The sequence below is a fragment of the Hornefia porci genome (assembly GCF_001940235.1).
GTDB lineage: Bacteria > Bacillota > Clostridia > Peptostreptococcales > Anaerovoracaceae > Aminicella > Aminicella porci.
Window position 1 is genome coordinate 1,093,703 of record NZ_MJIE01000001.1, and the last position, 25,796, is coordinate 1,119,498.

Consider the following 25,796-nt stretch of genomic DNA (forward strand, 5'->3'; position numbering starts at 1 on the left):
CGTATTCCTTTTACGCCTTTATTCTGCCTGTGACTGTCTCCGCACCCGTCAGATCCGGCGGGACTTGATCTTAACAGGCAGATACTATTTAATCAGGTACGCCTTCTGCGCCACCTCCTGCCGGTACTGGCCGAACACCACGAGATTCAGCATGTCGTTTTTCTTTAATTCCCCGATGTCAAACACAAAGGTGCTCTCCGGTTCATTCTTCTTCGCGGTCTGCCGGTATTTTCTGCGGTCGACCATGACAGATACCGTATCTCCCCTGCGGATGTTATGCACTCTGACCGCAATCCTGCTGCTTCCCGCCTCATATTTCCCCGAACTTATCCAGGTTTTCGGCAGCACTTTGCCCGGTTGCTCAAAGTTTAGGATGCCGGACCGGAACTGCACGGTGTACTTTGTTCCCGCGGAGGCCTTCTCGATTTCCGGAATGCGGAAATGACCCTCCTCATCGGCTCTGGCCCGGTACACATCGCCGCCTATCCTCAGATTCACAGAAGCGCCGGCGCCCGTAAGCCCTACTGCGGTATTTGTTCCCTCCCGCAGCTCCGCCACCGACGCCGCCTTAAACAAGGCCAGCTCTCCGGAGGACCGCCGATGGTCGAGATGCGACCGCAGCCCCAGCAGACCTGTGAAGAGCGCCAGACATAAAACCACTATAATAACGGCACGTTTTCGGATGCCATTCTGTTTCATTCACTTTCTCCATTCATTTCTGTTTTCTGCAATACGTTAGATTATATCACAAAGAGCAGTTCACCGAAAGACACCCGTGCGCACAAAATTATGTAAAATCGGCCGCGAAGCCTGCGCAGAAGCGGAGTTTCAGTCTGCGCAAAAGGCGCTGCAAAATGTTCCGCGAAATCATGCATAAATTGTAAAAAAACCTTGAAATGTGTGCGCTGCTAATGTATACTAGTTGTTGCGAATTTACGTAAACGATTGCTGAATTAGATAGTGGGGTGAAAATTATGGCAAATATCAAATCCGCAAAAAAAAGAATCAAGGTTATTGACAAGAAGACAGCTCAGAACAGACGAATCAAAGAGAACCTGAAGAAAATTCTCAAGGATTACAACCAGACGCTGGCTTCAGGCGACTTAGAGGCAGCAGCAGAGAAAAGGACGCTTGCAGAAAAGGCTCTGAAAAAGGCCGCTTCCAGGCATACCATTTCCAAGCAGTCCGCCAACAGAAAGGTCTCCCAGATAACCCGGAAACTGAACGCAGCGAAGGCTGCAGAATAAGTCTCACCCGTCCCCACCAGTGTATAAGCTAAATACACATGAATGAGCAAAACCAAGGAAGTGTCTCCCTTGGTTTTTTTATTTCATTCATGGCCTCTGCTTTTCTCACGCTTTCCTCTCCGGCTCCGGTCTTCCGGCGGTGTTTTTGGAAATTAACGACAAAATAGGTTTTGTAGGTTAATCATTAACCCACAAAACCTACAAACTCGCCGCGTCACAAAAAAGGTTCCGGAAAAGGGAGGGGCGCCCGGGCGGACCGTCTGCGCGCCCCGTCTGAGCGGACCGTCTGAGCGGACCGTCTGCGCGCCCCGTCTGAGCACCCCGTCTGCGCTACTTCCTAAGCGCTTCGGCGATTCCGATGTCCGCAACGATTACATCGCCGAGAAAATTGGACAGGCGTCTGTGATCATGAACAGGTTTTTTCGCATGGAAGGTAATCGTATAATCCGCCATAACGCTTTTCTCCGGTTCCTTCCAGTCGTCATAATCTCCCGGCAGTCCGCTGGGAATGTCCAGAGAGAACACATCCGCCTTCTGATAGCCGAACTTGTTGATCAGCTCCACGGCGTTCAGCCCCTCATCTTTCAGATTTCCGTGGAATCCAGTTCCGTAGATTGCGTCCACAACGACATCATATCCCCCTGTGGCGGCCGCTGCCCGGCGGTTCATGACCTCAATTCTGTCGCGAATCAGCAGGTAGTTCTTCTTCGCGTCCTCTGTCGCCGGTTCCCCCTCTACCAAAACAGCGACAACGCTCCAGCCTGCCTCGCTCAGCCTGCGGGCGACCACAAAACCGTCTCCGCCGTTATTGCCTTTGCCGCAGAAAACCGCAGCCCTCGGCTTTTCGATGGATTTCGGAATGTTTTCTCTTATAATTTCGGCGGCACGGGTCCCCGCATTCTCCATCATCCGGCTGTACGACAATCCGGCTGCATCCGCCGCCCTCTCCAGTTTCTTCATTTCTTCGCAGGTCACGGTTTCCTTTTCATATAATTCCATAAGTATCCCTCCAAATCATCGAAAATTCTGTGATTAATACCTACATCATACACCTTTTTGCGGATTCCGTAAACAGCGTCTGCTCGTTAAGTCCCCGTCGGACTTAACGGGCGCTGGCAGCAGCCTGTCAACAGCGCCGCGGCGCACCATCTAATGTCAGTGTGCGCCGGCAGACACTGTTTGATGCTTATGCTAAGGGATTCGGCCGTTTCCGAATCCCGCTGCCGCAGGATTTTCGGATGATACGCCTTAAAATCCTTGCGGCAGGCCACCGAATATGCTCTTTGTATTATTGATCTTTCAAGCATATTCGATGGCTGAGCATGCATTAAACAGCGTCTGCTCATTAAGCCCCCGTCGGCATCATCAGAACACATTTGAACAGGTCGCCGTCGATTGACACGCGGAACCGGCCTCCCATTACGGCCGCCAGATCTCTGGCGATAGCAAGTCCGAGTCCGCTGCCCTCCGTATTCCGCGCATCGTCGCCTCTGGTAAACCGGTTCATCAGCTCATCCGTATCGATATTGAGCGGCGCATCCGAAATATTTTTGACCGTCATGATACGCATGTCCGGTTCCCCCGCTTTGTGCTCCTCATCAATGTTGATGTAGACGCGGCTGCCTTCCAGCGCATATTTCCCGACATTTGTCAGCATATTTTCCATAATCCGGTAGAGCAGCCTTCCGTCTCCGAGGATCATTGCCGGCTCCTCCGGAGGAGTAAACACCACGGAGAGCTTCCTTTCCTTCAGCTGGTCCGAAAATTCTCCCAGCGCCTGTTCCGTCAGCGCTCTCAGATCAAGCGTTTCCAGAGAAACCGGGATGTCCCCGCTGGATGCTTTTGCCGCCTCGAACAGATCCTCCGTCAGCTTGTACAGACTTTTTGTCTTCTCATCGATCACCTGCAGATACTCCTCCGCATTGGGGCTGTCCAGCCCCTCATTTTCAAGAAGATCCACATAGGTAATCATCGAGGTCAGCGGCGTCCGCAGGTCGTGGGACACATTTGTGATCAGTTCCGTTTTCATCCGCTCATTCTTCAGCTCGTTTGACACCGCAATCTGCTGCGCGCCCGCAATCGAGTTGACCTTTTCCGCCAGGCGCTCGAACTCTCCGTCCCCGGGCAGATTTATTTTGTACTCCAGATTCCCCGAGGCCACCTCGGTGATCCCCTGCTTCACCGCGTCATATCTGGCAAAATATTTCGGGACGACAACAAAGATAAGTATCAGGACCGCGATCGCGCCCACCATGGTTGCCGACACCAGCGTCAGCAGAACCAGCACGATCATCAGGTTACGATAGGTTTTCTCACTCTGAGCCAGTCCGTGATAAATTCCGACTGCCAGCCAGCCGATGAAGGTACCCTTCCAGAAGCCGCGGTTTTTCAGTTTCTTTGCAAAGGCGTGAATGATCAGCAGCTCAAACAGAGCGATCAGCGCCAGGAGAATCACCGCAAGCGCAATCTCCATTGACGCGGAAAACAGCAGCTCCTCATCAGAAATCTCGGCATGGGTCTTAATCAGCTCCGAGTAACTGACGTTGCCGGCGCCGGTCAGAAGGCCGAGCCATCTGATGTGACGGTATGCATTCTGCAAAAGCCATCCGGCGGGGGCGCAGATACAGGCAGCGCATATTCCAAGCAGCAGATGCGCCTCCGCGAAGATCCGATCAAACCAGGTCATGCACACACCTCCCCCTTCTTTCAGGCGCCCGCATTTCATTACGGATACTACGAGGCTGACAAAGAATACCGCAATCCCGGCAAACAGAACCGCCCAGAACGGAGTCATCGCGTGATTCACCCGGCTCGTCGTCACTCCGAAGTCGTAAAACTGATTCTCGTTCCGAAATCTGATCATAATATCCAGGAAGACCCCGTCCGCGAAAACCGCCACAAAGGACAGAATCGCCAGCACTGATGCGACGCCGCAGACCCTCTTTCTCTCATATCCTTCCAAATTGTTTTCCATTCGTCATTTCCCCTTTCGTCAATTTTCTCTTCATTCTTTTCCCCCTTCAAACCTCCCGTTTCCTCCTTCAGCCTGACGTTTACCCCCTTTCAGCCTCAGGTTTCCCCCTTCAAACCTCACGCTGATATTTCTCCACCTTGTAGCCGGTTCCCCAGACCACCTTCAGATACTGCGGGTTTCCCGGGTCGATCTCAATCTTCTCCCGGATATGACGGATATGCACCGCCACAGTATTTTCCGGGTTGTACGCCGGCTCGTCCCAGACCTTCTCGTAAATCTGTTCGATGGAGAAAACGCGCCCCGCGTTTTTCACCAGAAACAGGAGGATCCGGTATTCCGTAGGCGTCAGTGAAACCGGTCTGCCGTCCACTTCCACGCTTTTCTTCGCATCGTCCAGAGTCAGACCGCCGCTGCGCCAGACATCGCCGGACTCTTCTTTGTGCAGGCTCCCCAGATCCGTGTACCGCCTCAGCTGCGACTTCACCCTGGCCACCAGCTCCATGGGATTGAACGGCTTTGTCACATAGTCGTCCGCACCGACATTCAGCCCGTTGATTTTGTCATAATCCTCCGCCTTCGCCGACAGCATGATAATCGGAATGTTCTTCTCCTGCCGGATCTGCATAGTCGCCTGAATCCCATCCATGTGCGGCATCATGACATCCATCAGGATCAGGTGGATATCGTTTTTCTTTACCGCATCCAGCGCCTCAAGTCCGTCCCGGGCCTGTATCACATGATAGCCCTCATTCCTCAGATAAATCTCAATCGCCCGGGAAATCTCCCGGTCGTCGTCACAGATCAGAATGTTCATTTCCGCTTCCTTTCCTGTTTCTGACAACAGTATAATAAAGAGACTTTAAGAAATTGCTGTGAAAATTCTTAGGAATTTCTTAACGTCCCATCGTGTACCTTCTGCGTCTAGCGTCCGCAGCCTCCGCCGTGCCCGTGATCGTGATGGCTGCAGACGGTTTCCGGATTGTAGTCCAGAGTTCCCGCTGCCAGCGCCCGTGCAGCTTCATCCGCCGGTCCGCTTACTCCGGGGTACAAAGCGATACCCGCCTCGGCCAGGGCCGTTCTGGCTCCGCCTCCGATTCCTCCGCAGATCAGCGCGTCCACCTCCGCTTCCTTCAGGAATCCGGCCAGCGCCCCGTGTCCCGCTCCGCGGACAGGCACCACCGTCTCTCTCCGGACAGCTCCATCCTCAATATCATAAATTTTAAACTGCTCTGTATGTCCGAAATGCTGAAATATCATTCCGTCCTCATATGCTGCCGCAAGTCTCATCGTATTACTTCCTTTCTCCGAAAAATCTGCAGGGAGATCCGGACGGCTTCCAGAAAGCCGGTAGTCGCCGCCCGAGATCCGGAGAGTTTTTCCATTCACCAGCGTATCCGCCAGCTTTCCGCGGGCGCTGTCGTAAATCGCGGTAACCGTCGTCCTCGCAACCTCCATCTGCTCCGCGCACTGCTGCTGCGTCAGCTTCTCATGGTCGATCAGACGAACAGCCTCGTATTCCTCCAGTGTCATCACAACGGTTTCCGCGATGTCGCCCGGAATTCTGTTCCCGTCTTCGTCCGTCGCCGGTGAAAACTCCCAGTAGTCCGGGAAACAGCATATTCTTCTGCATCTCTTGGGTCTCGGCATATTTCCTCCCTGTAAACTGCAAAAACTTTTTTCGACATATGTCAATAATTATACTACTCCTATTTACGACATATGTCAATAACAATTCTCCGTCATCCTGTGATATAACCCGACTTTGCCACTTGAAGAGGTAAAAACAAACTAAAAATACATAAAAAAACATTGAAAATCCAGTATTTCTGCTGGATTTTTTCTTGCGTTTGTGATATAATTATATATAGAGTTATAGGTATGTAACGGAGGTGACTATGTTCGTTGAATGCTACAATAATAACGGAATTCCTTATCTCAGACTTGTTCGAAGTGTTCGCAGACCTTCAAAAAAAGATCCTTCCAAAATCACTTCCTACAAGCATACCGAACTATCGATCGGTCCTTTATCTCGTTTTGATGATGGTAAGCCGGACTATGTCAGACGACTGAAGCAGTCTTTTAAAGACGGGAAACCTTTAATTGATTCGCTGCTTCCTTACTGCAATGAGCCTTTGGTGCCTTCTAAACATGGGCTGTCAGATTCAACTGAACTCTTTCTACGAGAGTATGCACATCCGCGTATGTGTGCGCAGATCCTTCTGGATCCGATTTTTCATGACCTCGGACTGGCTTCCCTCATGGCAACGATCAAGCATAACTCCAGAATCACCTACGATCTTGCAAATTACATGCGGCTTCTGGTCTACGGAAGAATCTGCCGTCCGGCTTCGAAATTTGCTACTGCCCGCGAGAATGATGACTACTATGTACCATTGGTCAAGGATGACTCTTATGTCTATCATGTCTATGACACATTAGATGTCGTCTATGAAAATCGCTTTAAAATCATGCAGAGAATTAATTCGTCCATCATGAAAGGTATGGGCAGAGATACTTCTCTTCTGTTCTACGATGTAACGAATTTTTACTTTGAGATTGGTGATCCTGATCCTGAGGAAGAAGATGAAGCCGGCAACATCATTGGCAAAGGCATACGGCAGAACGGTGTTTGCAAGGAGCAGAGGAAGCAACCGATTGTCCAGATGGCGATGTTCCTTGATCGCAACGGCATTCCCATTTCCATCAATCTGTTTCCCGGAAATACCCTGGACCATCAGACGGCTGTTCCGACATATGATGAAACCGTTACGAAACTGGGGTTTTCCGGAAGATCCATATTTATCGCAGACAAAGGGATCTGCACAGGACCGATTATGTGCCGCCTTCTGGATGACGGCAACGGTTACATCATCAGCAAGAGCCTGAAAAAATCAACGAAAAATGACGTAGAATGGACACTGGATCAGGATGGATATACCGTTGTGGATGACAATTTCAAATTCAAATCCCGTATCATTACAAGGAAAGTCCGGGATGCGGAGGGGAATATCCGGACAATTCAGCAGAAATCCGTCGTTTACTGGAGCAGAAAATTCTATGCCCGCGATGTTGCCGAACACAGGAAGTTCCTTGACTTTATCAGGAAACTGAAGGACAGTCCGTCATCTTTTCGTGTCACCCATGCACAGGCCAGAAGTCTGAGGAGATTCCTGTCAAAAGACGTCGTGAACAAGGATACCGGAGAGATTCTGGATTCCGATAAACTGCTTGCAATGATCGATGAAACAAAACTGGAACAGTACACCTCACTCATGGGATATTACCAGCTTAGAACAAGTGAACTGGGCATGGACCCGCAGGAAGTCATTGATAAATATCACGGTCTTTCCAGAATTGAGGATCAGTTCCATGAAATGAAAGGCACTCTGGAAACACGTCCGATGTTTGTAAAAACCAAAGAACACATTCATGCGCATCTTCTGATCTGCATGATCGCATTGATCATGGTTCGACTGATTCAGAGGAAATATTTACTGAAAAATCCCAGATCCAAGAATGATGGCCGCAACTGGACCTATGGAATTTCCGGAAGACGTGTGCAGGAGGCTCTTCAGAAGTGGGGCGTGGTTCCTATGGGAGATGACAGTTATTGGTTTGCGAATGCAGATACAGAAGATGTATTGAAGATCCTGGATGCTTTTGACCTGAAGATTCCAAAGAAACTGTACTCCGATGGGGAGATCCGGAAATTGAAGAAGCAGATTAAAACGTTCTAGGATGAAATATTAAGTACGTCACATAATTCTAGAGAAGAAACTCCCAAAAGCGTGCAACTACACGCCTGTGGGAGTTTTTACTTCAAACAAGTGGCAAAGTCGGGACGACATATGTCAATAACAATTCTCCGTCATCCTGTGATATAATTCTGGGTGTACATAAAAAAAGACAAATGCTGCGAACAGAACAGCAAGGAGGTAAGCATCATGTCATTACATATCGCCGTTGACCATCGGGCGCCGGTGGCAGAATCGGTGCTGATGCCTGGAGATCCTCTCCGGGCTCAGTTTATCGCGGAGAATTTTCTGGACAATCCGGTCCGGTACTCTGAAATCCGCAATATGTACGGTTACACCGGAACATACAAAGGCGTTCCCGTTTCCGTACAGGGAAGCGGAATGGGAATGCCCTCCATGGGGATCTATTCCTGGGAACTGTACAACGAGCACGGGGTGGAGAACATCATCCGGATCGGCACAGCGGGCTCCTTCCGGGAGGACATCAATGTCGGAGAGATTGTGGTCGGGCTGGCCGCGTCCACCGATTCCAACTTTCAGCACGCGTTCGACGTGCCGGGACAATACTCGCCCTGCTGCAGCTACTCGCTTCTGACCAGGCTGCAGGAAGCCGGCAGGGAAACCGGAATTCCCTTCACTGCGGGCAACATCGTTTCCTGTGATGTATTCTATGAAACCACCGACGACTGGTGGAAGCGCTGGGCCCGCATGGGCGTCATGGCTGTGGAGATGGAAGCCGCGGCCCTCTATATGAACGCCGCGTACTGCAGAAAAAACGCGCTGGCCATCATGACCATCAGCGACAGCTTTGTGACCGGAGAAAAAGCCACCGCAGAGGAGCGGCAGACCACCTTCACCGATATGATGAAGCTCGCTCTGGAGGCCGCCGTGAAATAGCCGGTTCCTCCTGTCAGACCGGGGAGCCGGCACCCGGCTCATGCGGCCGGCCGTGAAACCTCCACTCATCTGATAAGGTCATACGGGGAGCCGTCATCCGGCTCCCTGTTTTCATGTCAGCGGGGCGTCTGTTCCGTTCATCCGTTTCTGCTGTCTGATGTGAGCAGACTCCAGCACATCCATGCCGTGAGCGATACTGAAGTCCTGATTCTGTCGATGGGTCTCAAAATATTCCCGAACCTTGTCCGTAAAGTCCAGTGCGGTTTCCTCGGAAACATCGATCAGAAGTACCGCGTACTGTGTCGGTCCCGAGCGGGTGAACACCGTCTTATAGTGAAGCATGAAGGCGAGAGCGTTTTCCAGGATCCTCAGGTGGGCCTGCTTTTCTTCCTCCGCCGCCTTCGCGCCTTCCCGAAGTTTCAGGGAATACACAGAAAGACGGGCGACCCCGATCGCCTGACCCAGCTGACGCGCCACCATACGGTAAATCTGCCGGAAATCATTGTATTCCACGAAAAATCCGGACACGTAATCGAGTTTTTCCTCCAGATCCGAGGTCAGTTCCCCCGGCGACAGGTCACGTTCCGGCATTCCACTCTGTGAAAGACGCGCCGCCGGCAGGAGCACGTCCTCCGCGGGACTCCTGTCTTCCCCGTGAATCGACTCGCCGCGGGACAGAGCCCTGACCCGGCTGTACATCCCGGAGGCGGCGCTGTAATTCCCCATGGCCACATAGGCGGAAATCAGGTAATAGAAATATGCCTCCTCGTCGGGCTGACGCATCAGCGCATCATTACAGACGCTCACCACCTTCTGGTATTCGCCCCGCCCGGTCAGAATCGTCCGCAGCTTTGTCACCGCATCGCGGTACAGAGTCCCGAACCGGGTTCGCAGCGCAGTCACCCACGGGTGTCCCTCTGCCATCTCAGGCACGTCTCCCTTATACAGAGACAGTGACCTGTACAGGAGCTCCATCCGTTCATCCTCACTCCGTGCTCCGTCCGAAGCCTTCTCAACCAGCTTCTCAAATTCCAGCGCATCGATTTCATGAGGAATCCCGTTATTGAAGAAGTATGTTCCGTGGGCGCTCCGGATAATCTCGCCGCCCGGCCGGAAGCCCAGAGAATCCAGTTCCCGGCGCAGCTTGAACACCAGCACCTTCAGCGAGTTCGTCGGATTCACAACCTCTGTTCCGTACCACAGAACGTCAATCAGCTCCTTCTGTCCCACTGCCCTGTCATAATTCATCAGAAGATATCCGAACAGCAGCCACATCTTCCTGGCGTTGCCTCTGGCCATCCCGGTTCCGATCACCTTGTCACCGCAGCTGACCCGGAATCCGCCCAGGATCTGGATCTTAAGCACGTCATTCAATTTCATCCCCCCTGCCGTTGCTCCGCAGTTTTCTCAGCGCCCCCCGCGCCGCTTCATTGTCCCCGATCCAGGGAACCCTTCCGTCTCCATAGTACATATAGGACTCGTCGCCCTTGCCGAGGATGAGCACCAGATCGCCGGGCTTAGCCATGCGTATCGCCTTCTCTATGGCGGTTTTCCGGTCTTCCACAAAGACCCCGCTGCCGCCGCTTTCCTTCACGCCGGACAAGATGACCTCGCCGATATCTGCGGCCTTCTCGTTTCTGGGGTCCTCTTCTGTAACCACCACCTGCGCGCAGTGCCGTCCGGCGATGGCTCCCAGCACCTTCCGCTTGACTTTGTCCCTCTTTCCGGCGCTGCCGAAGACCGCGATGATGTCCCCGCCGTCCTTTGTAATCGCATCCCCGTACTCAAAGACCTTGTCGAAGCCGTCCGGCGTATGGGCGTAGTCGACGATCACGCCGAAGTCCTGCCCCTCGTCGATAATTTCCATCCGGCCGTCTACCTGCGGGATATCTTCCAGCAGAGGAAGCATTTTATCCAGCGGCATCCCGCATTCGTGCATGGCCGCAATGGCCGCCAGCAGATTGTAAATGTTATAGAGCGCGATTAAATTGGTGCGCACAGGACGGACGCCTTCCTTTGTAACAAGAGTAAAAGCCGTTCCCTCCGTGGTCAGTCTCACGTCCTCCGCCATATAGTCCGCCGATCCCAGAACGCCCGTGCCGTAGGTCACGTAACGGCAGGCACAGCACTCCTTCAGCCCCTCGATGCTCGCCTCGTCGTCTGCGTTCAGAACGGCGACGCCGTCCTTTTTCATGTGACGGAACAAAAGCTTCTTGGCCTCAAAGTAGTTCTCCATCGTCTTGTGATAATCGAGGTGGTCATAGGTAAGATTGGTGAAAATCGCACAGTCGAAGTCCACCGAATCCACCCGCCCCATGGAAAGGCCGTGGGAGCTCACCTCCATGGCGGCCGCCTTCATTCCGTGCTCCGCCATTTCCGCGAGATCGCCGTGGACCTCAATCTGGTCGGGTGTCGTCAGCGTCGGCACCCGGCTGTAATTTCCGTAGCGCACCGCGATGGTTCCCATATATCCGCAGGGAGTCTCCGCAGAGAAAATATCGCTGATAATGCTGGCAGTCGTGGATTTCCCGTTCGTTCCCGTAACGCCGAACATGGTCAGTCTGCGGCTCGGGCTTCCGTAAAACAGGTCGCAGACCCGGTTCAGTTCCCGCATGACGTTCTCTCTGTGAAGATAGCAGACGCCGTCGCGCTTCTCCACAGGCTCGCTGTGAACAATCGCCGCCGCACCCGCATCGGCAGCCTTTCCCGCAAAATCGTGGCCGTCCGCCTCCAGCCCCTTCAGGCAGAAAAAGATGCTGCCCGGCTTAACCTTGCGGGAATCCATGGCAAGTCCGGTAATCTCGATTTCCGGCGCACCCTCAAACAGTAATGACAGTTTCATCAGAACCTCCTACGCCCGGATCGGGCCGTCATGCTCATAGGCCGGCATCAGCTTCAGCTTGAAGAGGTTCTGCGCATGCTTCCGGTCAATCTTTTCCTTTGTTTCCGGATCCTCGCAGACGCCGGTCCGGATGTAGCGGTCCAGAGCGTCATAGGTGAAGCCCAGGTGTTCTTCGTCCGTCAGCGGCGTCAGACCATCGATGGGGACCTTGAACACGAGCTCCTCCGGCAGCCCCAGCTCCATGCCGACCGCGCGAACCTCCTCCACAGTCAGCTGCGACAGCGGAGAAAAATCTCCGGCACCGTCGCCGTATCTGGTGGCGTACCCCACCCAGTCCTCGGACAGGTTGCAGGTATTCGCCACGCGTCCGTTCATTGACTGCGCCACTGCATAGACGGTCGCCATCCGGAGGCGCGCCGGCAGGTTAGTCACGGTCTGAGCTGAAATCTCACAGTCGAGTTGCTCCTTCAGCTCGTTCATCAGCCCGCTGTATCCGTCGCGGATATTGATGACCGCATGGGGAATGCCGAGGTGCGCCACCAGCTTTTTCGACGCATCGATGTCCGCCTGCTCCCCGTTGGGCAGAAGCACGCCGAAGACCCGGTCTTTTCCCAGTGCCCGGACACAGAGTGCTGCGACGACAGAACTGTCCTTCCCGCCGCTGACGGCTACCACTGCCCGGCAGTCCTTTCCGTTCTCCTCAAAAAAATCGCGGATCCACGCCGTAATGCTTTCAGTTACCTTTGCGGCGTCAAAATCAGGATCGTATAATTTCATAACTGACCTCCTCGTATCAATTTCTGCCGCGGCTCCGCACGTCCGCCGCCGCAGGATATCGTAATATTATAGCACACTATTGCAAGGAGGTACAGATTCCGATATAATTAGTGCAAGTCAGTGCAGGTCTTTTATCCCGTCGGACTCAGCGTGCGGGGACAAAGGATTTCCGCGGCGGCGCGGCGCGCAGAACAGCTGTGGCGTACGCAGGCACGCACTGATTAACGTATATTGGGAGAAGCTTAATTTGGAAGCTTAATCGGAGAAACTTAATTCCTGCAGTAGAGGAAGGAGACACAGATGCAGTACAGAATCGAAGGAACGCCGCTTCCGGTGGTCATTTGCAACGTAGAGCCGGGAGAAACACTGATCACAGAAAAGGGCGCCATGAGCTGGATGAGCCCGAACATGAAAATGGAAACCAACGCGGGAGGCTTCGGAAAAGCCCTCGGACGGATGTTTTCCGGAGAAAGCATATTCCTGAACCGGTACAGCGCCCAGGGCGGCCCCGGAGAAATCGCATTCGCTACCTCCTTCCCCGGAAGCATCAAGGCTTACGACATCGCGCCGGGACGGGAAATCGTCGCACAGAAATCCTCATTTCTGGCCAGTGAGGCGGGCGTGGAGCTTTCTGTATTTTTCCAGAAAAAAATCGGATCCGGGCTGTTCGGCGGAGAGGGCTTCATCATGCAGAAGCTCTCGGGACACGGAACAGCTTTCCTGGAAATCGACGGGTCTGTGGTGGAATATGAGCTGGGGCCGGGACAGAGCATCATCGTGGACACCGGATATCTCGCGGCGATGGACGCCACCTGCTCCATGGAGATCGTCACCGTGCCCGGTCTGAAGAACATGGTCTTCGGAGGCGAAGGCGTCTTTAATACGGTAATCCACGGTCCGGGAAAAATTCTTCTTCAGACCATGCCGATTAACTCCGTGGCAGGCGCTCTGATTCCCTATCTCCCCACAGGAAACTGAACCTCTTAAACGATCCGGTCGGAATCCGTCCGAAGCCCGGATGAAGTCCGGCGGAAGTCCCGGATGAAGCCCGGCGAAAATCCCGGCCGGACTCAGGCGGACATGCGATGAACATGTGGCGAACATCCGCGGATATCCGGCGGACATCTGCTGACATCCGACCGGCAAAGGATTGACACAACACAATGAACAGCATTATCAAAAATAGCAGACGTATTGTAATCAAAGTAGGAACCAGCACGCTGACCTACCCCGGCGGGAAAATCAATTTCCGTCATATGGGCGATCTCTGCCGGGTCATCACAGACCTGCAGAACTCAGGGCGCGAGGTGACGCTGGTCACCTCCGGCGCAATCGGCGTGGGAATGGGAAAGCTGGGCGTCGAAAAGCGTCCGCAGGACACCAGCCGGAAACAGGCTCTGGCTGCCGTCGGGCAGTGCGAGCTGATGTTTCTGTACGACAAGCTGTTTGGCGAATACAACCAGACCGTCGCTCAGATCCTGCTGACCGCTGACGTCGTGGACAGCGAGGTCACTCGAAACAACGTCGTCAACACCTTCACCCGGCTGCTGGAGCTGGGCATCATCCCCATCGTCAACGAGAACGACACCGTGGCCACCGCAGAGCTGGAGGGCCGCAGAATCGGAGACAACGACACGCTCTCCGCTATCGTCGCGAAGCTCATCGGCGCGGAAACTCTGGTGCTGATGACCGACATCGACGGACTGTATACCGCCAATCCGGCGGAGGTTCCGGACGCCACTCTGATTCCCGTCGTGCCTGAAATCACGCCGCAGATCGTAAAGCTCGCCGGAAAACCCGGTTCGCGGCTGGGAACCGGCGGGATGGCCACCAAGATCAGCGCCGCCCGGATTGCCACAGCTGCCGGCATTCCCTGCTGCGTAATCCAGGGCGCCGACCCGGAAAATCTGTACCGTCTGTTTGACGGAGAAAGCATCGGCACACTGTTTCTGCCGGTGCGAGAGGATACAAAATGACTGATCTGGAAAAGATGGGAGCCCGGGCGAAGGACGCCGCCAGAATCCTGCGCACCGTTTCCCCGGAAGACAAAGAACTGGCCCTTAAGGATGTCGCCGGCGCACTGATTTGCCGGCAGGCCGAGATTCTGGAGGCGAACCGGCAGGATCTCACTGCCGCAGAAGCCGGCGGAATGCCACGGTCTATGCTGGATCGTCTGGCTCTCTCCAAAGAACGTGTCCACGGCATGGCTGACGGCGTGACTGCCGTCTCGGAATGGCCGGATCCCGTGGGCCGCGTTCTGGAGGAATACGATCTGCCCAACGGACTTCATGTTCGCAGAGTCAGCGTCCCCCTCGGCGTCATCGGAATCATCTTCGAGGCGCGCCCCAATGTGACAAGCGACTGCGCCGCCCTCTGCATCCGGGCCGGCAACGCCTGTATCCTGCGTGGCGGAAAAGAAGCGTTCCGGACGAATCTGGCGGTGACCCGCATCATGCGCGAGGCCCTCTCCGACAGCCCTCTGCCCGCAGACTGCGTTCAGCTCGTAACCGACACCGACCGGCGCTCCGCAACGGAAATGATGAATCTGACAGAATATCTGGACGTACTGATTCCCCGCGGCGGCGCGGGACTGATCCGCAGCGTCGTGGACAACGCCCGCGTTCCGGTCATTGAAACCGGAGCCGGAAACTGCCACATCTATGTGGACAAAGCCGCCAGCGTGGAGATGGCTGCCGCCATCGCGGTCAACGCCAAGACCTCCCGCCCCTCTGTGTGCAACGCGGCGGAAAAGCTTCTGATTCACCGGGAAATCGCGGACAGGGCTCTGCCGGTTATCGGAAAGCGGCTTCGCGAAAAGGAAGTCGAGCTCAGGGGTGACGACGCCTCACGGGAGATTTTCCGCGATATGCGCCCGGCGACGGATGAGGACTGGGGAAAAGAATATGTCGATTTAATCATGGGTGTGCGGATTGTGGATTCCATCGAGGAGGCCATCCGGCACATCGAACGCTGGTCCACACATCACAGTGACTGCATCGTCACGGAGGACCCCGCCGCCGCGGCAAAGTTCCAGGCAGAGGTGGATTCCGCAGCGGTGTATCACAACGCTTCGACCCGATTTACGGACGGCGGCGAACTGGGCCTGGGCGCAGAAATCGGCATCTCCACCCAGAAACTCCACGCCAGAGGCCCCATGGGCGTAAACCAGCTGGTCACCTACAAGTACGTCATCGACGGGAATGGGCAGATTCGATAAAAATTCTTTGATTTTTTTGTTGACAAAACCAAATCCGGGTAGTATGATAGAGAAAAATCAATATTGAAAACCGTTGAAGGAGAAGAGTACATGCGGAAACCGCCTTTGGAGAGAGCAGCCGATGGTGAGATGGCGCAGGCACGGGCCGTATGGAATGGACTCCCGAGGGCAAACCGAACAGGCAACTCAGTAGGGGCGACGGAGAAGCAGCTCCGTGAACAAAGGCAGCATATGATTGTATGCGCAGAGCGGGCGCGCAAGCGTCAAGCCGGGTGGCACCGCAAGAGAGGATTACGGCTCTTGTCCCAGCATTTTCAGGTTGGGACGGGAGTCTTTTTTGTGCGGAGCGCAGACCGGCACTGCCGTCCCCCAGCAGAATACAAGGAGGAGACATTACCATGACTGACAAAGAAAAGAAAATCCCTTACAAAATCTATCTCTCTGAGAACGAAATGCCGACGCAGTACTATAACGTCAGAGCCGATATGAAAAAGAAACCGGCTCCGCTGCTGAACCCCGGCACGCTGAAGCCCATGACCGCCGAAGAGCTGGGGCATGTCTTCTGCGACGAGCTTGTACAGCAGGAGTTGAACGAGACGGATCCCTACATCGATATTCCGGAGGAAATCCGTAACTTCTACAAAATGTACCGTCCCTCTCCGCTGGTCCGGGCTTACTGCCTGGAGGAGAAGCTTCAGACGCCGGCGAAGATCTACTACAAATTTGAAGGGAACAACACCAGCGGCTCCCATAAGCTGAACTCCGCCATCGCTCAGGCCTATTACGCCAAGAAGCAGGGACTGAAAGGCGTCACCACCGAGACCGGCGCCGGCCAGTGGGGGACAGCCCTTTCCATGGCCTGCTCCTACTTCGGACTGGACTGCAAGGTCTTCATGGTCAAGGTCTCCTATGAGCAGAAGCCCTTCCGCCGGGAGGTTATGAGAACTTACGGCGCCTCCGTCACGCCGTCGCCTTCTATGGAGACGGAAGTCGGAAAGAAGATTAACGCGGAATTCCCGGGAACCACCGGTTCTCTGGGCTGCGCCATCTCCGAAGCGGTGGAGGTCGCCACCTCTACTGAGGGATACCGTTATGTTCTGGGCAGCGTACTGAGCCAGGTTCTGCTCCATCAGAGTGTGATCGGTCTGGAAACAAAGATCGCGCTGGACAAATATGATATCCGGCCGGACATCATCATCGGCTGCGCCGGCGGCGGCTCCAACCTGGGCGGCCTGATCTCACCGTTCGCGGGCGAAATGCTCCGGGGCGAAGCGGATTACCGCATCATCGCGGTGGAGCCGAAGTCCTGTCCGTCACTGACCAGAGGCAAGTATGTATACGACTTCTGCGACACCGGCGAGGTCTGCCCGCTGGCCAAGATGTACACCCTCGGAAGCCAGTTCATCCCATCCCCGAATCATGCGGGCGGGCTCCGTTTCCACGGCATGAGCTCCATCGTTTCCGAGCTTTACGATCAGGGATACATTGAAGCGAGAGCCTACGAGCAGACGGAAGTCTTCGCCGCGGCTGAGGAATTCGCGCGCTGCGAGGGTATTCTACCGGCGCCGGAAAGCAGCCACGCGATTAAGGGGGCGATGGATGAGGCGCTGAAATGCAAGGAAACCGGAGAGGAAAAGACAATCGTCTTCGGCCTCACCGGCACAGGCTATTTCGACCTGACGGCCTACCAGCAGTTCAACGACGGAACCATGACCGATTCCATTCCCACCGATGAAGACATCGCCGCCAGCCTTGCCAAGGTACCGCAGTTCCCCGGCAACGAAACGAAATAGAAATAAAGTAAATACCCATAATATAAAATCCGAAGCTGCCCGTATTCTCGCGGCTTCGGATTTTATTCTGCCGATATCACCGGTTTTCGTTATTTTTCCGGTTCGAGTAATATTTTTCCAGTTCCTCCAGATACTCGTCGGTATACCTGACTTTGTGCCTGCTGAATTTTTTTATCTGGTGCGAAATCTCCTTCTCTTCTTTGTCGAGCTTTTTCGTTCCACTGTTTTCATATTCTATTTGAACATTCCAGACATAGGTTCCAATGTTCTTTGTCAGCGCCGCCACCTTACTTTTCCGCAGAGCTTCCTGCTCCTCTTCTTCTGCATAATATGTGGTAAGCTTCTGAAAAAATCCCGCTCCGTATTCTGCTTTCATTATCGCGGTTTCGCTCTGCCTCACTTTCAGACAATTATCCAGCATCACATCCAGGTTCTTCCTGACCCTCTTTTTCATTTCACTGCTGAGTTGTCCCTCTCTCTGAATCGAAACCACAATCAGCTCGGCTTCTTTATATGCTTTTTCCCATTGCTCCATGATTTTCTTCTGCCGAATGCTTTCTTCAGTTTCTGTCCGGGTTTCATTTTCTGCACATCCCGTCAGAATAAGTACGAGCATCAGCAATATCATGGAGAATTCAGCCATTCTCTTCATCGCACCCCTCCTGCAGCATCAGTTTTCCTGAATCCATCAGGAGCACCTCGTCGCACATATTTCTCAAATCATTGTCATGGTGTGTGGCAATCACGATAAGCGCCCCACGTTTCTTTTCCTGTTGAATCACATCATAAATCTGCTGCACGCCTTTATGATCAACAGCATTTGTCGGTTCGTCCAGTAATATTATTTTCTGTTTCTCAAAGAATGCCTGTGCGATATTCAGTCTCTGTTTCATCCCCAGAGAGAATTTCCGGACTTTTAATTCTGATTCCGGGTCAAGCCCTACCCTTTCCAATGCAAGCCTGATGTCATCCTGCGACGCCACGTTTTTAATCTTTGAAAGACGGATAAGATTCTCATATGCCGTATAGTATGGCAGAAGTTCCATATTCTCAATTACAACGCCTACATCCGGCAGCATGGGAATCTCCTCATGCAGTATTTTTCCTTCATAGATAACCTTTCCTTCTGTAGGACGAATCAGGCCGGAAAGCATTCTCAAAAGCATTGTTTTCCCTGATCCGTTAACGCCAAACAGCCCGTATACCACGCCGCTCTCAAATGTATAGGAAATATCATCCAGCACAGTTTTCTTTTTCAATCTCTTTGTCACATGAACTAATTCTAACATTTCCCCCTCCTAAATTATATCTGACCTGATGTAAATCCGACAAAAAACTATTGATACTAAAAAAGCCAATCCAATTACATACAGTATATCACTCATCGGGAAATCAGAGACCGCATAAAAATTGGATTTGCCCGCGTCATTTGAAAATGCATAATACGCCGGAAACAGCAGCCCGATAAATCTGTTTTTTCCGTCGCTGTTCAACAATATCGGCAACACGACGGAAAGGATGAAATACAGATTGGCAATTATAAATGAGACTGTCATATCTGTGAACAACTCAAGAAAATACATGATTATAGTTACAAAAAACAGCCCTGAATAATATCTGAATATCTCCTGTAACCACACTTCTGTTTTCAATTCGCCGGCCGCCTGATGAAATATCAGAAAGAAAATCAATACCTCCGCAGTTACTATCATCGCTAATTGCGCAGCGGCGCCCGAAAACGCATTTCCGATAATATGATATCTGCTCTTATTTCGTACGATTTCAAGCACTGCATAGCCGGAAATCAGATTTCCGGCACCGCCCCAGAAAATCAGCAGAATAAACGGAACCACAAAGTACACCTTCATAAGCGACAGCACGATCCCGGATGCGCCGGAAATGTGCGGTTCGAGTTCACAGAACATCAGCGGACTTTCATAACCGATAAGATATTTTCCGGCTAATGCCTGAAACAACACGGCACAAAGCAAAACGACATATGTTCCCTGTTTGTTCAGATTATTGCATAACATCCCTTTTCTCCTCAACCGCTCCGGCGATAATACACAGCGCTACAGCTTTTGTTACACACAATATCATTGTAAATACAACCTCCGGCAAGCCGCAGGATCCTTTAAAATACGCCCCCGGTGCCGAGAGGCTCCGAGGGAAGAGGAATTCCTGAAAATGGACGAATACGGCAGGATAAAGCTGATATTCCACCACGTTTATTAAAACCACAATAACTACGGAAATCACAATTCTGTGCAATATCTTCCTCAGAATTATAAATATCAAAGACATACACAGGAAATACAGACCTCCTATTCCGAAATCGATGGCGAGGCTCCACGCCAGCTTAATATATGCTTCTTCCGTCAGCCTGAACACATTGCAGATAAACAAGACAGACGCCGTCTGATGTATCGCCATAAATGTAATCGAATATAACAGGATATGTCTGATTTCCCTATTGACATAATCCTGCCTCGATGAACATCTGCATATGATCACACTCTCGCTGCGCGGCAGTGCAATCTGAACAGCAATCAGAAAAAAGCAGCAATAAATTTTCATATATGCATTCGCGCCAAAATATCCATGCTTACTTAACATTTCGCCGACAAGATACTCATCGTCAAAACCGAAATCCCTCAATGTAACCAATGGAGATGTCGATAAAATGCAATCCGCCGCCAGAAACCCGATATATGCCGTTACAATTAAAATCACTCCAACGCGCTCACTCTTATTTTCCAGAAACATAATACCCTTATCAATATCAAATACCCTGCAGTAACAATCAGAAATATCGGCAGCAATGTTTCAAAATCATATTCTGTAAAAGGCTGCATCACCAGTAATAGTGACGAATTGGTTGACGTAGGAACAAACCACAGAAAAAAGGTCACCGTATAAACTATTTTTCTATCTGCCGTCACTAGCGCAAGGGCCGTTCCCACTGTCGATATCAGCCCTGCCAAAAAGGCTGTAACAAAAATAAATCCCAGATTGGCCAGAAACGGATGTGCATTGCTTAAATTATACAACAGGTTTTCAGGGGAATCATCCATCTCTATTGGAATATATTTCCCTCCATGACACAGTATTGACACCAGTCCTAAATTTATCAGCAAGGCAATGCTGACCAGGAAAAAAACAAATACAAATGAACACTTTATGTTCTCTGTGTAATATGCATTTCTTCCCATTCTCCCCATGAGCGCCCGGTGATAACCTCTATGCCGGTCCTCCAGAGGTCCCTCCCCCGTTATAACCAATGTATAAAGCGGAAGAAACCACAGCAGTATAATCTGAACCAGATGATCTGTCGTATTGCTGGCTAAAAATGTCCCATATGCGGGGGCAATTGTGCTGCCCCCGCTTCTAATCAGATTACAGCAATATATTACAATATCCAAAACAGGTAACAGAAGAACGATGAGTGTAACACAACATCTGATTTTGTTTCCATAAATTCTGGCAACAAAGTCTTTCATAAACATAATCTGCCCTCAACCCACATCAGATTTTCATTCCCTGAGTACATTTCCTCTCAATCAGGTCTTGTCGTATTACCGTTGCTGCTATCTCCTCGCAAGGCTTCAAGTATCTTATACAAAAGCTCCTCGATATTGGATTTTTTGCGACAAAGCCTGACGATGGCATAGATTATTGCTCCATAGATCGCTAAATTTACAATCAAAACAATCTCATTTAAAAATGGCATATCTTCCTCCTCCCATAACCACTGTATTAATATTCCCATGCAGATTTAAATAATTATTCACATATTTCTCACTTCTATGCTCTTATATTAACATTTCAACAATTTCCCGTCAACCGAAACTCAAAAACGGGCAGCTGCCGCTGCCCGGAAAACAATTCATTTTAATTTAATGCGCGCTCACACCGAATCTCTCTCCTTTGCGGTTCCGTTCTGGAATCGATCCACCAGAAAGGCAAACAGCAGCGCCTCGATTCCGATGCAGAGCCATTTCAGGAAAACCGAGGGAATCTTTGTCAACGCCTCCATGGCAAACACCTGCGCCACAATCAGAACGACTGTTTTGTCGTCAAGACCGCTCCCCGCCCTGCTCCTACCTTTCTGCTTTTCCTTTTTCACGGACACTCCGATAAACAGCATCATTACCGCAAGCACCGCCGCGATCAGAATCAGATGAAGGATGCCGGCGGTAAACATTTCTATTGCGGCAACAGACATCACACATACAAGAGTAATAATTACAATACGAATATTCATTTTCTGTTTCGTCCTCTCCATACTACAGGCAATATCGGTTTTTTTGTCGACACATCACTCCCTCCGTTCCCCTTCTATTAGTATATATATATATATATACGATAAAGCAACGTAAACGGGGACACAAAAAAGAAATTTTCTTCATTTTCCGGAGGGAAAATCTGATTTAAAAGGATTCTTCGGATTTCTGCGTGGTTTCCAAATACGGATATCACCGCGACCTGACCGCCGCCTTCACCGCTTCCGCTCCAGTGAGAGCACCGTGCCGATGGCACAGAGGACAACGAATACCAGGAAGCACCAGTGCATGGTTTTTACCAGCTGAGAAGGTGCAGCCTCCGTCAGAGCCGCGTTTCCGAGGCCCATTCCGACAACGATGGTCACGATGGCCATGCTGGCGGAATGTCCGAAGGTCCGCATGGTCGCCAGAATGGAGTTGGCCACGCTGTACTCATCTTTGTTCACGCAGCTCATAACAGCGTTGGTGTTCGGCGAAGAAAACAGCGCGAAACCGAAGCCCTCCACGACAAACGCGGCGATAATCCACGCGAAGGGAGTATAGAGACCGAGAAGGGAAAACATCACCAGCCCCGCCACACAGAGCCCCATCCCCAGGCTGGCCAGCTTGTAGGGCGGCACCCGGTCCGACAGCCTCCCCATCAGCGGCGAAAAGAGCGCCTGCACCGCCGGCATGCAGATCAGAATGACGCCGGCCGTCTGGGAGGAATAACCCATAACCACCTGCAGATAGATGCTGACCAGATAACTGATGGCGAATGTCGCGCCGTAATTCAGGAGAGCCGCCAGGTTCGAGAACGCGAACACTCTGTCACGGGTGAACATCGTGAGCCTGATAACCGGATCCTCCGCTCTCTGCTCCACCAGGATAAACGCCGCCGCGAGAGCCAGACCGCAGATCAGAATGAGCCATCCGTAACGGGAAATCGTCAGATTCGTCAGTCCGTAGAGAATCAGAGAAATCATCGCGATGAAAAGCAGGTTCCCCGCCGCGTCAGTCCGGCACTGCGGAGGGTCGGGCTTTGTTTTCGGCGCGCCCGCCCATGCCAGAACAAAGGAAAGTACCGTGCAGAAGAAGGTCACCGCAAAGATGGACTGCCATCCCATACGATGGTTCAGGATTCCGCCGATCACCGGTCCCATGGACAGTCCGACATACGTTGCCGCAGTGGAGATTCCCAGGACTCTTCCCCTTTCCGATCCCGGAAACACGCTGATCAGCAGGGCGTTGTTCGTCGCATAGATCATAGACGCCGCCACTCCCTGCAATCCGCGGAACAGTATCATCATCCAGATATTCACGGAAAAAATACAGAGCACCGACAGCACGCCAAAAGAGGCGATGCCGATCAGCAGCACACGTCGCCTTCCGGTGGCGTCCGCCAGCTTCCCCATAGGTACACTGAATGCGGCGACCGTGAGCGTGAAGGCAGTGACCACCCATCCCACCAGCGCTGCACTGACCTGAAACTGCTCCTCAAGCGCCGGCACCGACAGATTAAGCGCACTTCCCATAAACGTCGTGATAAAGGCGGTGACCACCGTCATCCGCAGGGTGTTCTTCTGTTGTCTGATCGTTATCTCCGTCACGGCTTTCCTGTCCTGTCTTCCTTTCCGTTTTTACTTCTTGATGAACTCTGTGTAAATCGCCTGGACTCCGTTTCTGTAATCACCTTCGTCGATTCCCACCAGCGTACTGATGCCCTCTACGCCGTAGTCGATCATCCGCACGTTGATCCGGCGGGAGGCCAGCGCGGTCAGAACCTTGGCGCCGATCGCCGGCGAGCTGCTCATGAACCGGCTCACCACCGCGATCATGGCGATTCCCGTTGCAGCCGTTACTTTGTCGGCGCTGACCGCAGACCGTATCTGCGCTGTCAGCTCACGGACATGCCCGCGGATGTCTTTTTCGTTCACAAAGATATTCAGGCTGTCCACGCCGGTCAGGATATTCAGAATCGGAATTCTCTGTTCCCCGAAGATACGCATCACCGTCGTCCGCAGAGCTTCATCCTCGTTTAGACGCTCTTTTTCCACTACAATACTCGCATACCCCGTGCCGCCGGAAATTCCGGAAATTTTCAGCACCGACGGATAGTAGTCGGCGTTCTTCACGATCAGTGTGCCGGGATCCTGCGGCCGGTCCGTATTACGGATATTGATGGGAATTCCCATTTTCCGCACAGGGAACACCACATCCTCATGCATGACCTCAGCGCCCATGAACGCCAGCTCCCGCAGTTCTTTGTACGTGATCACCGGTACCGGAAGCGGATTTTTCACCACCTTCGGATCCGCCATCAGAAGGCCGCTGACATCCGTCCAGTTCTCGTAGATATCCGCAGTCACTCCGGCGGCAACCGCCGCCCCCGTGATATCCGAGCCTCCCCGCGGAAAGGTCACGATGCGTCCGTCCGTCCCAGATCCGTAGAAGCCCGGAATCACAGCACGTTCATGGCCGGAAAGGACCTCGGCGATCCGGCGGCGGCTCTCCCTCTCAAGAAAGTTACCCTGTCCGTCGAAGAGAATCAGTTCTGCCGCGTCCACAAAATCCGCCCCGATATATTCCGCCATGATCCGCGCACAGAGATATTCCCCCGACTGATCAGAAAGGCGTCCGAACCGTTCTGTTCATAGTCCCGCCGTATCTTCTCCAGCTCTGCGTCCAGGTCGAAGGAGAGCTTCAGGCCCCGAACAATTTCGCGGAACCGGCTCGTGATGTCGATGAACCGCTGATCCATAAGCTCCGGGTTTCCGGCGCACTCGATGAGCATGTCCGTAATCTTGACATCGTCCTTTCTCCGCTTTCCCGGCGCAGACACAACAATATACCTCCTGGCCGGATCCTCCCGGAGAATGCCGGCGACCTTCTGGAACTGCACCGCCGTCGCCAGAGATGTCCCTCCGAACTTCGCCACCTTCAGATCAGCCCGTTCCTGCAGCGCCGGAGCCAGATCCTCCCTGCTGATGGTGCTGATATCATATGGCGTGGACTGATAAACGAAATAGTTCAGCCAGTTGGAGTACAGCAGATTGGCGCAGGATCGCCAGCGCACCACCGGCGGCTGCGTGTCGTCATCCTCCGGAAAATAGTGGTCGGGGACAGCCGGATCCAGTCCCGCTTTTTTGTCCCTGAGATACTCGTTCAGCAATGTGTCCCAGTCATATTCAGAATGTCCCATCACAAAGATCTGGCGGTCGTTTTCCGACTTCACGGCGAAGACTCCCGCCTCCGGGGAGCTGGCGATCACCTTCAGTTCGCTCACCGCCTCGATGTCCTCCCGGTTCACCGTAGTATTTCTGGAGTGCGGCACATAAAACACGTCGTCGAAGCCCCGGAACAGCATCCCGTTTTTGTAGTCCAGGTGATGCTCATAGACGCCGGACAGTTTCTTCTGCAGGACGTGCTTGGGAATCCCGTAATGGTAATACAGCGCCGCCTGCGCTCCCCAGCAGATATGGAATGTGCTGTGAACGTGACTCTTGCTCCACTCCATGATTTCACAAAGCTCGTCCCAGTATTCTACCTCCTCGAATTCCATGAGTTCAACCGGCGCGCCGGTGATAATCATCCCGTCATAATAATTGTTTCTGATCTCGTGAAAGGTCTTATAAAAGGCCAGCATATGCTCCTGCGAAACATTGCGCGCTTTATGTGTGCCGGTCTGCAGAAGCTCCAGCTCGATCTGCAGCGGCGTGTTTCCCAGAAGCCGCGTCAGCTGTGTTTCCGTCTCTATCTTGGTAGGCATCAGGTTCAGCAGCAGAATATGCAAAGGACGGATATCCTGCGTCATCGCCCTGGCATCCGTCATCACAAATACATTTTCCTTTGTTAAGGTATCCACCGCCGGCAGATTATTTGGTACTTTAATAGGCATACCGACCACCCCCTGATCTGTCATCCGTTACAAAATAATACAAACTGAATTTTATCACAAGACGCCGCATATTGCAAAGGAAACACGCGGTCCGCGTTCCTGTGAAACGCCTGTGAACGGCTCCGCAGAATGCC

At 52.5% G+C, this 25,796-nt stretch carries 25 protein-coding genes; 7 read left to right on the top strand and 18 right to left on the bottom strand.

Annotated elements, in window-relative coordinates:
• Window positions 1–84: 84 nt before the first annotated feature.
• Window positions 85–699 carry a hypothetical protein gene (locus tag BHK98_RS05185; RefSeq protein ID WP_075712505.1) on the bottom strand — a complete coding sequence of 205 codons (615 nt, stop codon included), beginning with the start codon at window positions 697–699 and terminating at the stop codon, window positions 85–87.
• Window positions 700–974: 275 nt separating this feature from the next.
• Here BHK98_RS05185 and rpsT point away from each other — a divergent pair, with 275 nt between their 5' ends.
• A complete protein-coding gene (gene rpsT / locus BHK98_RS05190) occupies window positions 975–1,247 on the top strand; it encodes a 30S ribosomal protein S20 (RefSeq protein ID WP_075712506.1) in 273 nt (90 codons plus the stop codon).
• Between the two features lie 330 nt (window positions 1,248–1,577).
• On the opposite strand, the gene BHK98_RS05195 is transcribed toward rpsT, so the two are convergent.
• From BHK98_RS05195 to BHK98_RS05210, 4 genes are all read right to left on the bottom strand, one after another.
• Window positions 1,578–2,246, bottom strand: a complete 669-nt coding sequence (locus BHK98_RS05195; RefSeq protein WP_075712507.1) for an NAD(P)H-hydrate epimerase — start codon at window positions 2,244–2,246, stop codon at window positions 1,578–1,580.
• Window positions 2,247–2,592: 346 nt separating this feature from the next.
• Window positions 2,593–4,221: a HAMP domain-containing sensor histidine kinase gene (locus BHK98_RS05200; protein ID WP_075712508.1), complete on the bottom strand. Its 1,629-nt coding sequence runs from the start codon at window positions 4,219–4,221 to the stop codon at window positions 2,593–2,595.
• Window positions 4,222–4,330: 109 nt separating this feature from the next.
• Window positions 4,331–5,035: a response regulator transcription factor gene (locus BHK98_RS05205; RefSeq protein WP_075712509.1), complete on the bottom strand. Its 705-nt coding sequence runs from the start codon at window positions 5,033–5,035 to the stop codon at window positions 4,331–4,333.
• A gap of 107 nt (window positions 5,036–5,142) precedes the next feature.
• Window positions 5,143–5,868 (bottom strand): DUF134 domain-containing protein, encoded by a 726-nt coding sequence (locus BHK98_RS05210; RefSeq protein ID WP_075712510.1) that lies wholly within the window; start codon window positions 5,866–5,868, stop codon window positions 5,143–5,145.
• 554 nt (window positions 5,869–6,422) lie between these two features.
• Here BHK98_RS05210 and BHK98_RS05215 point away from each other — a divergent pair.
• Both BHK98_RS05215 and deoD read left to right on the top strand, forming a co-directional pair.
• Entirely contained in the window at window positions 6,423–7,958 is a 1,536-nt protein-coding gene (locus tag BHK98_RS05215; RefSeq protein ID WP_075712359.1) for an IS1634 family transposase, read from the top strand.
• A gap of 207 nt (window positions 7,959–8,165) precedes the next feature.
• The gene (deoD, locus tag BHK98_RS05220) at window positions 8,166–8,873 is read left to right on the top strand and encodes a purine-nucleoside phosphorylase (RefSeq protein WP_075712511.1); all 708 of its coding nucleotides are present in this window, start codon (window positions 8,166–8,168) and stop codon (window positions 8,871–8,873) included.
• 111 nt (window positions 8,874–8,984) lie between these two features.
• Here the strand turns inward: deoD and BHK98_RS05225 are convergent, their stop codons facing one another.
• The 3 genes from BHK98_RS05225 to nadE are packed head-to-tail and all read right to left on the bottom strand — an operon-like array spanning window position 8,985 to window position 12,492.
• Window positions 8,985–10,253 carry an AfsR/SARP family transcriptional regulator gene (locus tag BHK98_RS05225; RefSeq protein ID WP_075712512.1) on the bottom strand — a complete coding sequence of 423 codons (1,269 nt, stop codon included), beginning with the start codon at window positions 10,251–10,253 and terminating at the stop codon, window positions 8,985–8,987.
• Window positions 10,240–11,715: a UDP-N-acetylmuramoyl-L-alanyl-D-glutamate--2,6-diaminopimelate ligase gene (locus tag BHK98_RS05230; protein WP_075712513.1), complete on the bottom strand. Its 1,476-nt coding sequence runs from the start codon at window positions 11,713–11,715 to the stop codon at window positions 10,240–10,242. Before BHK98_RS05230 ends, BHK98_RS05225 begins: the two co-directional genes overlap by 14 nt.
• A 9-nt stretch (window positions 11,716–11,724) precedes the next feature.
• Window positions 11,725–12,492, bottom strand: coding sequence for an NAD(+) synthase (gene nadE / locus BHK98_RS05235; protein WP_075712514.1), 768 nt, complete (start codon window positions 12,490–12,492; stop codon window positions 11,725–11,727).
• Between the two features lie 300 nt (window positions 12,493–12,792).
• Here nadE and BHK98_RS05240 point away from each other — a divergent pair, with 300 nt between their 5' ends.
• The 4 genes from BHK98_RS05240 (at window position 12,793) to BHK98_RS05260 (ending at window position 17,502) form a co-directional block, all read left to right on the top strand.
• A complete protein-coding gene (locus tag BHK98_RS05240) occupies window positions 12,793–13,470 on the top strand; it encodes a TIGR00266 family protein (RefSeq protein WP_075712515.1) in 678 nt (225 codons plus the stop codon).
• A 185-nt stretch (window positions 13,471–13,655) separates the two neighbouring features.
• On the top strand, window positions 13,656–14,468 hold the full coding sequence (gene proB, locus BHK98_RS05245; RefSeq protein ID WP_075712516.1) for a glutamate 5-kinase: 813 nt from the start codon (window positions 13,656–13,658) through the stop codon (window positions 14,466–14,468).
• Complete coding sequence (locus BHK98_RS05250) at window positions 14,465–15,709, top strand: glutamate-5-semialdehyde dehydrogenase (RefSeq protein ID WP_075712517.1); 1,245 nt, start codon at window positions 14,465–14,467, stop codon at window positions 15,707–15,709. The genes proB and BHK98_RS05250 overlap by 4 nt, the downstream gene beginning before the upstream one ends.
• Before the next feature lie 398 nt (window positions 15,710–16,107).
• Window positions 16,108–17,502: a TrpB-like pyridoxal phosphate-dependent enzyme gene (locus BHK98_RS05260; RefSeq protein ID WP_075712519.1), complete on the top strand. Its 1,395-nt coding sequence runs from the start codon at window positions 16,108–16,110 to the stop codon at window positions 17,500–17,502.
• 76 nt (window positions 17,503–17,578) lie between these two features.
• Here the strand turns inward: BHK98_RS05260 and BHK98_RS05265 are convergent, their stop codons facing one another.
• The 10 genes from BHK98_RS05265 to metA form a co-directional block, all read right to left on the bottom strand.
• Window positions 17,579–18,154, bottom strand: a complete 576-nt coding sequence (locus BHK98_RS05265) for a hypothetical protein (RefSeq protein ID WP_075712520.1) — start codon at window positions 18,152–18,154, stop codon at window positions 17,579–17,581.
• On the bottom strand, window positions 18,138–18,791 hold the full coding sequence (locus BHK98_RS05270) for an ABC transporter ATP-binding protein (protein WP_075712521.1): 654 nt from the start codon (window positions 18,789–18,791) through the stop codon (window positions 18,138–18,140). The genes BHK98_RS05265 and BHK98_RS05270 overlap by 17 nt, the downstream gene beginning before the upstream one ends.
• A gap of 9 nt (window positions 18,792–18,800) precedes the next feature.
• The gene (locus tag BHK98_RS05275) at window positions 18,801–19,535 is read right to left on the bottom strand and encodes a DUF2705 family protein (RefSeq protein ID WP_075712522.1); all 735 of its coding nucleotides are present in this window, start codon (window positions 19,533–19,535) and stop codon (window positions 18,801–18,803) included.
• Window positions 19,522–20,268 carry a hypothetical protein gene (locus BHK98_RS05280; protein WP_075712523.1) on the bottom strand — a complete coding sequence of 249 codons (747 nt, stop codon included), beginning with the start codon at window positions 20,266–20,268 and terminating at the stop codon, window positions 19,522–19,524. The genes BHK98_RS05275 and BHK98_RS05280 overlap by 14 nt, the downstream gene beginning before the upstream one ends.
• Entirely contained in the window at window positions 20,232–21,008 is a 777-nt protein-coding gene (locus tag BHK98_RS05285; RefSeq protein ID WP_075712524.1) for a DUF2705 family protein, read from the bottom strand. Before BHK98_RS05285 ends, BHK98_RS05280 begins: the two co-directional genes overlap by 37 nt.
• A gap of 50 nt (window positions 21,009–21,058) precedes the next feature.
• Window positions 21,059–21,232 (bottom strand): hypothetical protein, encoded by a 174-nt coding sequence (locus tag BHK98_RS13500; RefSeq protein WP_158024465.1) that lies wholly within the window; start codon window positions 21,230–21,232, stop codon window positions 21,059–21,061.
• 177 nt (window positions 21,233–21,409) lie between these two features.
• Window positions 21,410–21,766 (bottom strand): hypothetical protein, encoded by a 357-nt coding sequence (locus tag BHK98_RS05290; protein ID WP_075712525.1) that lies wholly within the window; start codon window positions 21,764–21,766, stop codon window positions 21,410–21,412.
• A gap of 234 nt (window positions 21,767–22,000) precedes the next feature.
• Entirely contained in the window at window positions 22,001–23,374 is a 1,374-nt protein-coding gene (locus tag BHK98_RS05295; protein WP_075712526.1) for an MFS transporter, read from the bottom strand.
• Between the two features lie 30 nt (window positions 23,375–23,404).
• Window positions 23,405–24,358 carry an amino acid kinase family protein gene (locus BHK98_RS05300; RefSeq protein WP_083628058.1) on the bottom strand — a complete coding sequence of 318 codons (954 nt, stop codon included), beginning with the start codon at window positions 24,356–24,358 and terminating at the stop codon, window positions 23,405–23,407.
• Window positions 24,313–25,662, bottom strand: coding sequence for a homoserine O-acetyltransferase MetA (gene metA, locus BHK98_RS05305; protein WP_083628059.1), 1,350 nt, complete (start codon window positions 25,660–25,662; stop codon window positions 24,313–24,315). Before metA ends, BHK98_RS05300 begins: the two co-directional genes overlap by 46 nt.
• Between the last annotated feature and the right edge of the window lie 134 nt (window positions 25,663–25,796).